4 protein-coding genes are annotated in these 10908 nt (G+C 66.6%); 1 reads left to right on the plus strand and 3 read right to left on the minus strand.

Features of this window, described 5'->3' with window-relative positions; all coding sequences use genetic code 11:
- The first annotated feature begins 473 nt into the window (after positions 1-473).
- Positions 474-1748, plus strand: a complete 1275-nt coding sequence (locus tag H7007_RS05695; protein WP_287153789.1) for a class I SAM-dependent methyltransferase — start codon at positions 474-476, stop codon at positions 1746-1748.
- Here H7007_RS05695 and H7007_RS05700 read toward each other — a convergent pair.
- The 3 genes from H7007_RS05700 to mfd all read right to left on the minus strand — a co-directional run bounded on the left by H7007_RS05700 (position 1733) and on the right by mfd (position 9883).
- Positions 1733-4201, minus strand: a complete 2469-nt coding sequence (locus H7007_RS05700; RefSeq protein ID WP_287153790.1) for a SpoIID/LytB domain-containing protein — start codon at positions 4199-4201, stop codon at positions 1733-1735. The two genes, H7007_RS05695 and H7007_RS05700, sit on opposite strands and share 16 nt — an antisense overlap.
- Positions 4202-4661: 460 nt before the next feature.
- Entirely contained in the window at positions 4662-6104 is a 1443-nt protein-coding gene (gene yabN, locus H7007_RS05705; protein ID WP_287153791.1) for a bifunctional methyltransferase/pyrophosphohydrolase YabN, read from the minus strand.
- Positions 6105-6622: 518 nt separating this feature from the next.
- Positions 6623-9883 carry a transcription-repair coupling factor gene (gene mfd / locus H7007_RS05710; RefSeq protein ID WP_287153792.1) on the minus strand — a complete coding sequence of 1087 codons (3261 nt, stop codon included), beginning with the start codon at positions 9881-9883 and terminating at the stop codon, positions 6623-6625.
- Between the last annotated feature and the right edge of the window lie 1025 nt (positions 9884-10908).

The raw sequence follows: 10908 nt of genomic DNA on the forward strand, positions 1-10908 counted from the left end.
CAGATTATAGAGAAGCTCTCTGTAGAAGATAAGCTTTCTCAAATACTGGCCAATTATTACGTGTTTTTCCATAATTTTATAACCTTATTATATTACCGACCACCGCACAAGCCCCCTCGTCCAACATTCCTATATATGACCTTTGGAAATCGCTTCTCAATAAAAAGCCTTCCCAAAACCCCCCACAATCCCGTTTCGGCATATGGTAAGCAGGCTCGAATTGGCGACTCAAAGTCTGCCTTTTAGGGGCATATAATGTGTTCTGGAAATCAAACACCACTAATTTTCCTCCCTTATACTGAAAGCCTGGCTCACAATCAGCGTCAACCACCACCAATGCGGTCATTGATTATAGATTATAATAACATCCGGCTCACGCACTTCCTCAGCTAGCATCAGGGTTGACGCTCCAAGATGCGCCGGCAACGGCGCCGCGGATACGCTCGGGGGCGCGGAGGGAGGAGGTGGATCGCATGCGAGGAAAACGGCCGGAGGACGGAGGAGCGGGACATCTGGCGGGACGCGCCGGGCGGTGGTTAAGACGCAGGCTGCGCAAGGCCCTCTTCCGCGTGCTACCCCGGAGATCCATCTACCGGCGGGTGCGCAGTCCGGAGTTCTATTCCCGTGATTACTTCGACCGCAAGAAGGACCCCCTGCGGGAGAGCGGTTACGGGGAGGCCCTCACCTACCGGGAGGAGTTCCGCGAGGTGGCGGTCGTGGCCCGCGACCTCTTCCGGCCCACGCGGGTCCTGGACGTGGGATGCGCCAAGGGATATCAGGTCCTGGCCCTGCGCCGGGAAGGCGTGGAGGCGTGGGGGATAGACATAAGCGATTACGCGGTCAGCGAGGCTCCGGCGGAGGTGGAGCCCTATCTAAAGGTCGAGGAGTACCGCAAGGTCCACTTCCCGGACGGGTACTTCGACCTGGTGCTGGCCCTGGAGGTCCTGGAACACATCCCTCCCACCCAGATACGCGAGGTGGTGAAGGAGCTGCGGCGCCTCACCTCGCGCTGGATTTGGGCGAGCATCCCCTGTTACGGGGCCAACCCCTACGGGCCGGACGGCTGCCTGGAGGGGAAGGTCCAGCCCGAACGGATAAACTATTACCGGAAGCACGTCGTCGACCTGGCCTCCTTTCGCCACCTGGTCCGGGACATCGAGGGCTACCCCATCCACGGGCACCTCATCGCCGCCAGCTTCGACTGGTGGACGGCCCTCTTCACCTCCCTGGGCTTCCTGCGCCGCGGGGACATGGAGGGGGAGATAAACCGCCGCCTGGGCCCCGCCGCCGAGGGCGCCTGGAACTGCCTGGTCTTCGAGAAGGTGGGCGAGGACTCGCCGGCCATAGGAGAACCGGTGCGGCTCACGGGGAAGGATTTCCGCCCCGGGGAAAACGGTACCTGGACCGCCGCCCTGCCCGCCGTCCCCGGGGGGATACATCGCCTGGAAATACAGCTCTGGGTACATTGGATGAACTGGCGCAAGCCGGACGAGGACCGCCTGCTCTCCGTGAAATGCTCCTCCCCGCGGGAAGACATGGTCTACGGCCTGCGCCTGGTGAACTACGGAGAGGCCCGCCGGAGGAAGAGCGGCCGCTCGCTCGAGGTGGAGATGACCCTGGCCTGTCCCGCGGAGACCGAGGTCCGCGTGGAGGTGGCCATGGCCGACGAGAGCCGGGTCCAGCCCGTGGGTTCGTCGCTTGGGGGAGAGGTTACGGATCCTGGCCCTGCACCTCAGGAGCCCGTGTAGCCCTCGGCGAAGTACCAGATCATGGAGGTACCGGTGAGCCCCTGCGAGGCGTGGCCTCCTTTCCTCCCACCGTAATCGAAGTACATGGCCCGCTCCACTACCACGCCCCTCCCGTTGACCTCCTCCACCAGCGTGGAGACGTCCTCCGAGGGGACCAGGTCGTCCACGTGAAGAGTGTACCGGGAACGGGGGGCCAGATCGGCATACACCTCCTTCTGGAGTCCCCCCTGGGTGAAGAGGGATATCCTCACCCGCGCCCCTTCCTCCAGGGGATTGCTGACCAGCACGTACTCGTCGAAGAGGTCTCCGGTGTACCCCTCGGCCAGGAACCAGCGGGCAGCCGTGGCACGGGAACCCATGGCGCAGCTCCCTCCGTCCCGGCCCGGGTAGCCGAAGTACATGGCCCGCTCCGCCACCACCGGCTTGTCGCTGTGGACACGCACGGCCACTTCGGCATCCGGGAGATGGTCGTCCACGTGGAGCGTCAGCCGGGAAGTGGCGAGTACGGTTCTTGCCACGGTGAACGCCTGCCCCGTGCGGGGGAGGAAGGTGAACTCCACGTTCGCCGGCTCCCCTCCGGGGTTCCCCACCAGTACCCAGGTGTCGAAACCGCCTCCCGTGTACCCCTCGGCGAAATACCAGTCCGTGGAGAGCTCGGGGGCGCCCTCCGCCGTGTGTCCCCCCTTCCTCCCCCCGCAGTCGAAGTACATGGCCCGTTCCACGGCCAGCGGCCGGTTGGAGGTCACGCGGGCGGAAAAGGCGCAGGCGGAGAAGCCCTCCTGGGCGTCCACGGGAAGGGTCAGGCGGGCGGAAGCCGGCACCTCCAGAGCCAAGTCCCGCGTGTAGCCGTCCTCGCGCATGAGGCGCACCGTCGCCTGGGCGGGATCCCCGCCCGGGTTGTAGAGTAGCACCCAGGAATCGAAAGCCTGGGCGGTGTACCCCTCCGCTAGATACCAGTTATTGGAAAGGCTCGACACGCCTGGGCTGCAGGAGCCGCCGTCCAGGCTCCCCCGGTAATTGAAGTACATGGCCCTCTCGGCGACTATGTCCCGGTCGGCCTCCACCTGCACCGCCACCTCCTCACCGTCCAGGTGGTCGTTGACCCGCACCGTCCTCCGGGTGAAGGGAGGGAGGTCCACGGTGACCTCCGCCGTCCTCCCGCCGCCGGCCATCCTGACCACGGCCCCGGCCTGACTCCCGGAGGGGTTGGCCAAAAGGACGTACTCCTCGAAGTTCTCCGAGCGGAGGCTCACCATGGCGCTGCGCAAGCCGAGGACGGAGCGGAGCTGTTCCCCGGAGAGGGTGACCTTCCCGGCGCTCCCGTTGAAGACCGCCCACCTCACCCTGCCGCTGGGGGTGCGGCTGGAGAGGTCCACGGAGTAGAGGGTCCCCACCTGAGTGGCGGAGGAGGCGTTGAGCCTGGACTCGATCTCCTGCCGCGTGTAGGTCACCGTCCAGTGGGCGTAGGGGTTCACCTCGTCCATGCAGTAGGGGTCGGGGACGCCGCGCAGGTAGGGAACCGGACTCCCTCCCCACACGTCCTCGTTGTTGTCCGTGTGCCCCCCGCAGGAGGAGGAGTAGAAGCATTGGGCCACCTGGCCCTGGTAGGTGAGGACCTTCCCCTGTGTGGACTGCACCGCCTGCACCCAGCCGGTGTCCTTCTCCTTGTCGTAGCCCTGGTAGTACTGGCAGTGGGTCTCGTCACAGAGGTCGTAGTTGGAGGAGGCGTGCTTGCCCATGGAGCGCACGGCGTAGGAGCGCGCCGCCACCGCCTGGGCCCTCACCGCCTCCTGAGGCCAGCTCCCCGGTACCTCGGCCACGCCCTTGAGGTAGGTCTCAAACCAGGAGATGAGGATGGCCCGCAAGGCATAGGGGGAACCGTAGACGTTGAGCTCCAGGGGGGTGATGGAGGTCAGGTGGCTCAGGCGGCGGTTGCCGTTCTGGGGAAGACGGAGGACGTCCCCCTCCGTCGAACCCCTGACGTACACCGGTTGCCAGGTGCTCCCGTAGGACGTCCCGTTGAGGAGGGAACCGTCGGGTCTGTAGATGAGGAAGCGGCCGTCGGGGGAGGGCTTCACCTTCCAGGTACCGCCGGGGCTGATCGTGCCCCCCGGTATGTCTCCTCCCGAGGTGAAGAGGACGAAGCTGCCGCTGTCGGCCACCAGCTGTATCTCGCTCTGGCCCTCCAGCAACCCCACGCGGACGGATGGTGGGCAGGCCCAGTCGCTGACTTGCGTCCCCTGGTAGTAATAGGTGAGTATCTGTTGATAATTGAAGCCGGCGGCGGCCATTCCCCGCGCCCCGTACTGGCACATGCCCACGCCGTGCCCCCAGCCCGACCCGTCGAAGACGTAGGTCTCGCGCAGGGCCAGCGCCTTCCCGCCGCCGGGCGGAAAACAGAAGAGTAACGCCGCGGCCGCCGCCGCCACGCAAACGGCCACCGTACGCCTCATCCGCGCTTTCCCTTTCCCGGCCAACATCCCGCCCACCCGCCTTTCGCTCCCGCCTGTGCCACTCTCCCGCTCGCTCCCGCTTATATTCCCGCTCCTGCTGCTCTCACGCTCGATCCCGCCTATAGACTCTCCCGCCCGTTCTGTCCTCCCGCTCTCCCCGCCTATATTCCCGCCTGTACTGTTCTCCCGCTCATTCCCGCCTGCACGACCCTCCCGCCCGTATGCTACTTTGGATAACCTTAACCTTTCCTTTGTTCCTCCATGCCGGATCGATCCGCTCCATGAGGCCTCGAGGTCAACCGGACCATCCGTCTTGTGTCCCTCGTAAGTCTGTCTGCCTCGTAAACTCGTGTCCTCATGCCTGCCCGGTGGCGCGAGCGCCGTCCATATGGCAAGGGGCTTCTCTGGGCCTCCACCCGGCTTTCCCCCCACGGGTACCGCCAGGAAGCGTCCCTTTGCCCTATTTCGTATCCTCCCAGAGGGAGTCCAGCTCCTCCAGGCTCATCTCCTCCATGGCCCGCCCCTTCCGGCGGCATTCCTCCTCCATGGACCGGAAGCGAGCCGCGAACTTGCGCGCCGAGCGCCGCAAGGCGATCTCGGGGTCCACCCGGAAGTGGCGGCACACGTTGACCACGGTGAAGAGGAGGTCCCCCAGCTCCTCCTCCAGGTCTTCCCCGCCGCGCCGCGAGGCCTCCTCCACCTCCCGCAGTTCCTCCCGGAGCTTGGGGAGGACCTCCTCCGGCGCCTCCCAGTCGAAGCCCACCCTCGCCGCCCGGGACTGCAACTTGTAGGCATGGAGGAGGGCGGGCAGTCCCTCGGAGATACCGTCCAAGAGGGAGGGCTCTCCCCGCTCCTCGGCCTTTATCCTCTCCCAGCGGGAGATGACCTCCTCCGGGGTGCGGGCCTCCGCCTCCCCGAAGACGTGGGGGTGGCGGCGGACCAGTTTCTCGATTATCAGGCGCAGCACGTCGTGGATGTCGAAGGTCCCCTCCTCCTCACCCAAGCGGGCGTGCAGGACCACCTGGAGGAGGAGGTCCCCCAGCTCCTCGCACAGGTGGTCCCAGTCGCGATGCCCGATGGCGTCCACCGCCTCGTGGGCCTCCTCCACCATGTGGCGGGCCAGCGACTCGTGGGTCTGCTTGCGATCCCACGGGCAACCCCCGGGACTTCTCAGCCGGGCCACGATGTCCACCAGGCGGCGGAAGTCGAATATCTCCGCTTCCGGCAGCGGGGGCACCCAGATGGTGGTGAGGTGGTCGAACCTCTCCGCGCGGTCCAGCTCCTCCAGGGTGACGGCCTCCGCCCTCTCCCCGGGACACCCCGCGCCCTTGATCACCTGTACCGGATGTTCGGGAGGGTAGGCCTCAAGGAGCACGGTCTTCACCTCGGAGGCCTTGAGCCTGGAGTCCACCTGCGCCACCATGAGCCCCACCCTGAGGTCCAGGGCCCTCACGCCCGCCTCCGCCAGGCTCTCCCCGTCCAGCAGGAGGACCCCTTCCAGGGCATCGCGGCGGAGGACGGAGAGGACGGCGTCGAAGAAGCTCACCGCGTTGTGCAGGCGGACCTCTACCGGCTCCCGCAAGAGCATCCTCACCGTGCGCTCCGCCACCAGGGGGTGCCCGGGAACGGCGTACCAGGCCGTCCCACGCTCCGCGGCGCGGCGCACCACCTCGCCCACGATCCCCCTGTAGGCCTCCTCCAGGTCCTCGGAATCCTCGTACCAGCGGTCCAGGGGACGCAGGCGTACTCCCCGCCTCCTCAGCTCCTCCACGCAGGGGTGCCTTTCCGTGCGCAGGAGGACCTCGTCCGCGGCCTGGAGCGTCTCCCAGGCCTCCAATGTCAGGAGGTGCAGGGGCCCCGGGCCCAGCCCCAGCACGTGGACCACCGGACGCTCCCCGCTCACCGTTCCCCGCCTCCGCAGTCCTCAGCCCTCACCGCATGGTCCTCGCTTCCAACTTCTACCATCCGCACCCTACACTTCCGCCCCGGATCCCCATACCCCCGGTATGACAACCCATTCGCGCCATCTCCATGCCCCTGCGCCGACCGGCGGACCCACCGCCATGGACCGGCATCATCGACCCCTCGCGGGAGAACGGCGGCCGGGCACCTCGCCCCCATGCCGGCTGTACCGACCCCGCGCGGTTCCCGGGGCGATCGGCGAGGAAGGCAACGGGGCCCTCCCTCATGCCTCGTCCCTCCGCCGGGTTAGTAGTATATCACCTTCAAAGTCCGTCCCCGCGCGCCTCCCCCTTCTCCGCGAGGCCCCTTCCAGCCACGCACCGTCAATCCTCATCCCAGGCCCGGCGAGGGCAGCCCGGCCACGTGAAGGGCTGCGGTGACAGGCTTGACGCGCGCCCTCCCCATGAGCTGCGGGTCATCTCCTCCCCGCAGCCGAGCCGGCTTCCTTGAGCCAGCGTTTCATCCCTTCCTCGCGACAGATACGGCTTCCTTGAGCCACCTGGTAATACTTTCCACATGGCTCGCCTCCGACCCCGGCCGTGAGCCGGGGGGAAAGGAGAGGACCACCTCCCGCAGCCCTTCGCGGAAGTCAGCCCTCCTCCAGGGATAGCCGCCCTTCTCCGCCGCGGATAGGAGTTCTCCCGGTGCCAGCGGCCCCCGCCCCGAGAGGCGGACGGTGATCGCGTCCCGCTCGTGACCCACCTCCCGCACCCCCGCCTCCAAGCAGGCGAGGCGCAGCCGGGCCGAGGCGAAGAGGCTTTCCACCTCCACGGGGAGGGGGCCGTAACGGTCCCGAACCTCCTCGGCCAGGGAATCCACCTCCCCCTCACCCTCCGCTTCGCCGAGGCGGCGGTAGAGCTCCAGGCGCCGCGAGGCCCTTGGTATGTATTCCTCCGGCACAAAGGCCCGCAGGGGGAGGTCTATGGTCACCTTGGAACCCCGGGGCCTTCTGATGCCCCGCAACTCGTCCACCGCCTCGGCGAGCATGCGGCAGTAGAGCTCGAAACCCACGGCCTCCACGTGACCGTGCTGTTCCGGACCCAGCAGGTTCCCCGCCCCCCTTATCTCCAGGTCCTTCATGGCCACCCGCAGTCCTGACCCCAGCTCCGAGAAGTCGCGTATCACCTTGAGCCTCTGGGCCGCTCCGTCGGTGACCTTCCCGCCGGGATGGAAGAGGAAGAAGGCGTAGGCCTGTCGGTCGCCGCGGCCTATCCTCCCCCGCAGGTGATAGAGCTGGGAGAGTCCCAGGTGCTCCGCGCCGTCCACGATGAGCGTGTTCACGTTGGGGATGTCCAGCCCGGACTCCACAATGGTGGTGCACACCAGGACGTCGGCACGGTGGGCCACGAAATCGTCCATCACCCGTTCCAGGCGGCTCTCCCGCATCTGCCCGTGGCCCACCAGCACGCGGGCCTCGGGCACCAGCTCCCGGACCCGCCGGGCGGCTCTCTCGATGCTCTGCACCCGGTTGTGGACGTAGAAGACCTGGCCGCCCCTGGCCAGTTCCTTGCGTATGGCCTCCTGAACGACCTGTTCGTCGTAGGGCCCCACGGAGGTGATCACCGGCCGCCGGTCCTCGATGGGGGTGTCCATTATGCTCATGTCCCGTATCCCGGAGAGGGACATCTGCAGGGTGCGTGGGATGGGGGTAGCGGTGAGGGTGAGGACGTCCACGTTGCGGCGCAGGGCCTTCATCTTCTCCTTCTGGGCCACCCCGAAGCGGTGCTCCTCGTCCACGATCAAGAGCCCCAGGTCCGCTGGGCTCACGTCCTCCTGCAGCAGACGGTGGGTACCGATGATCACGTCCACCTCCCCCCTGGCCACGGCCTCCAAGACCTCGCGCTGCTCGCGCGGCGTGCGGAAGCGGGAAAGCACCTCCACCCGCACCGGAAAGGGGTGGAAGCGCTGGGTGAAGGTGCGGTAATGCTGCTGGGCGAGGACGGTGGTGGGCACCAGGACCATGACCTGCTTGCCGTCCATGACCGCCTTGAAGGCGGCGCGGACCGCCACCTCCGTTTTCCCGAAACCGACGTCCCCGTAGACCAAGCGGTCCATGGGCACCGGCTTCTCCATGTCCTCCTTGACCTCCCGGATGGCCCGCTCTTGGTCCGGGGTCTCCACGTAGGGGAAGGAGTCCTCCAGCTCCCGCTGCCAGGGGTCGTCGGGCGCGAAGGCGTGGCCCTCGGCGGCCATGCGCTCCGCGTAGAGGCGCAGGAGGTCCAGGGCCATCTCCCTTGCGGAGGCCCGGGCCCTCCTCTTCACCTTCCTCCAGTGGTGGCCGGAGAGGCGGTGCACCTCGGGCTTCTCCGCCCCCACGTAGCGGTGGACCAGGTCGATGCGATCGACGGGCACGTAAAGCGCGTCCCCGCCCGCGTACTTGAGGAGGAGGTACTCGCGCACCGTCCCTTCCACCTCGCGCCTCACCAGGCCCCCGTAAACGGCGATGCCGTGGTTCACATGGACCACGAAGTCGCCCTCCTCCAGCTCCCACCAGCCCTCCAGGGGACGGCCCGCGCCCCGTTCCCCCGCCGCCACCCGCACCCGCCGCCGGCCGAAGACATCCCCGTCGGTGAAGAGGGCCAGCCCCCGGTCGGGCAGGACTAGGCCACGGCCCCAGCTCAGGGCGGCCAGGCGCACCGTGCCCGGGGAAGGGAGGCCCCCGTCTACCACCGGGATCCCCTCTTCCAGCGCGGCCTCCCGCATCCTCTGCAGGCGACCCTCCGTCTCCAGGAGGACCACTACCCGGAAACCCTCCTCGACCGTCTCCTTGAGCTCGCGGAGGAATTCACCCACCCTCCCCCCGAAATCGCCCGCGGCCCGGGAACGAAGCTGGAGGTGAGACGCGCCGGCCAGCGGGTCCAGCTCGACAAGCGCGGTCCGATTGGCAATATCTTCCAGGTCAGGTTCCGCGGCCTCCTCCGCGTCGCGCCAGCAGCGGCGCAGGAGGTACGGCTGGAGGAGGACCAGCGCGCAACCGGGCCCGAGCAGTTCCCCCAGGCGGCGGGGTTCCCCGGGTCCCGGGCGCACCGGGAAGAACTCCACCTCCCGGAGCCCCTCCCGGGAACGCTGGTCCAGGGGATCGAAGAACCTTATCCGCTCCACCCGGTCGCCGAACCATTCCACCCTCACCGGGGCCTGCAGCGCGGGGTCGTAGACATCCAGTATCCCGCCTCGCACGGCGAACTGCCCGCCGCCTTCCACCAGGTACTCCCGGACGTAACCCATGTCCGCCAGACGCTCCAGAACGCCGTCGCGGTCGGCCTCCTCTCCCTCCCGCAGGCGCACGGGCAGGGCGGAGAGCTCCCCGGCCGGGACGGGATGGGCAAGGGCGAGGGCCTCACAGCACACCACCGCGTGTCGCCCCTCCCGCAGCGCGGCCAGGGCCCTGGCGCGCAGGGACACGGCTTCCGGGTCCTCGCCTCTCTTCCCGGCTATGACCAGCTCCCGGAAAGGCAACTCCATCACCTCGCCGGGGAAGAGCATGAGGCGCAAGCCCTCGACCATCTCCTCTACCTCCCGGGTGCCCGGAACGGCTACCAGGAGGGTCCCGGGGAAAAGGCGGAACAGGTAAGCGACCAGGAAGGGGTGGGCCTCCTCGGTGGCCCGTATCACCAGGCGTCCCCTTCCGGGAACGGCCTCCGGAAGCTCCCCGTCCAGGGAGGCCTCCACCTCACCCCTGATGAATTCCAGGAGCTCTTCCCCTTTTCCCATATCCCGCATAGGACATCCCTTCGCTCAATCGATAAGGCATCCTCTGGCCCCTGACGGACAGGGCATCCCCTGCCCTCCCTCCACCCTCTCCCGACCGACGGGCCCGCGATTCAACCCCTCCCTCGCCGACCCGCTTCCGTGCCGTCTCCCCCTGCTCCTTTCGCTACCCTCGTGGAGTGCGTTTCAAGGCAAGCCTTTTAGGCCTCGGCGCGCAGCGCCCAGGCCTAACATAATTGTACCCCCACCGAGAATGGGAGCCGTAAGCCTACGGGCCTTCGCGCTTTGTGGTCATGGGCTTCCCCATACGGCTGCAGGTAGATTTCGGGAAGCCGGTTGGGCCGACAGGACGGCTGGCCGTCTCAGGGAAACAACCTCGGGGGTAAGGCTCTCAGGCACATATGCGTGACGCAGGGCGCCCTGCCGCGCCCCGTTCACTCGGGCGCCGGTTATTATCCTTCGAACATGAGCGGGTACGGAGAAGCCCTAACGTACTTCGGCGTCGAGCACCGGGCACCGCTTCTCAACGGCTCACCGGCAACCCGATGCCCTTTCATCCGAGCAAGCACCCGGGAACACGAAGGGGTCGGAGGCCACCTGTCGTTGCGTTGCATCTCACGATATGTCATCAGTCTGGAAACGTCGACTCCCACCCTGTCCTCTTGGAAAAGAAAACGAAACGACAGGGAGAGATCCCGGTCTCGGTGCCGTATCCTCCCGGCAGGGGCTTTCGGGTTAGAAATGGATCGATAGGCCGCCTTTCACCCCGGCGGAGCGCGCGAACAGACACGATGAAGGGAGCGGCCTCAGTGCTGTATCGTTTCAGTAGGCGCTTTAGGGTCTGAAAAAGGTCGAGAGACCACCCTGTCATCCTGACAAAACAAGCTAAGTCGACAGAACGAAAGGGGTGCTCTCTCGGTGCTGTATCGTTTCAGTAGGCGCTTTCCGGGTTGAAAAGAGTCGAGAGACCACCCTATCATCCTGACAAAACAAGCTAAGTTAACAGGAAGAAAGGGGTGATCTCTCTTGCTGAACGA

It is taken from the genome of Candidatus Solincola tengchongensis (assembly GCF_015711935.1).
GTDB classification, from domain to species: domain Bacteria; phylum Actinomycetota; class Geothermincolia; order Geothermincolales; family RBG-13-55-18; genus Solincola_A; species Solincola_A tengchongensis.